Origin of the sequence: Pseudoalteromonas aurantia (assembly GCF_005886875.1) — a bacterium.
GTDB classification, from domain to species: Bacteria; Pseudomonadota; Gammaproteobacteria; order Enterobacterales; family Alteromonadaceae; genus Pseudoalteromonas; species Pseudoalteromonas aurantia_A.
On record NZ_PNBY01000196.1, the window covers coordinates 1 to 906 of the forward strand.

Consider the following 906-nt stretch of genomic DNA (forward strand, 5'->3'; position numbering starts at 1 on the left):
TCCCAGCAATTACCACGACGGCTCATACTTTGCGTAATTTTATAGCGCCATAATCTTTGACGATATCTCAAACTTGTATAATGGCTGCCTTGGTCTGAATGGAATATCAGTCCGCTAGGCTTAGCACGACTTTCATAAGCTATTTCTAACGCTTTTAATGTTAGATTGGTGTCAGGCGAGAATGACATCGCCCAACCCACAACCTTGCGAGCAAACAAGTCGATAACAACTGCTAAATATGCCCAGCGGTTTCCAGTCCAAACATAAGTGACATCACCGCACCACACAGTATTTGGCTCAACAACATCAAACTGCCTATCTAGTTTATTAGATATCTCAAGATGCTCATTGCCACCACGTTTATATTTGTGCTGTGGTACTTGGCAGCTTGTTAAATTTAACTTGGTCATCAGCTTTGTAGCGCGATAACGGCTTAACTTGTAACCATTGTTTGTAATTATTCCAGCAATGGTACGTGCGCCAGCAGAGCCATTACTCAGCTTATGAATTGCTTTTACTTCAGCTTGTAAGCGAAGTTGCTCCGGTGAAGGGGATGTATCACTTTTAGCCCAATACTTATAGCTACTTCGGTGTACACTAAACACCTTACACAACACTGTGACAGGGTAACGCTCTCGTTGATTTAACTTCTCAATTAGCGAGAATTGTTCAGCGAGTCCGACATCAAGAGAGCTGTAGCCTTTTTTAGAATGTCCTTTTCTAATTCAATGCGTTGTATTTGCTTTTTGAGTTCTCGGATTTCTATCTGCTCAGGTGTCATTGGTGCTGCTGTTGGGGATTGGCCATTACGTTCTTGTTTAAGCTGATTAACCCATTTACTCACTGTTGATTTACCAACACCCATTGCTTTAGCTGCTTCTTCTTGCGTGTAACCTTGGTCTACTA

1 pseudogene is annotated in these 906 nt (G+C 42.1%); it reads right to left on the reverse strand.

Features of this window, described 5'->3' with window-relative positions:
- A pseudogene (locus CWC18_RS20605) lies at window positions 1–906 on the reverse strand (IS3 family transposase); the annotation flags it as partial.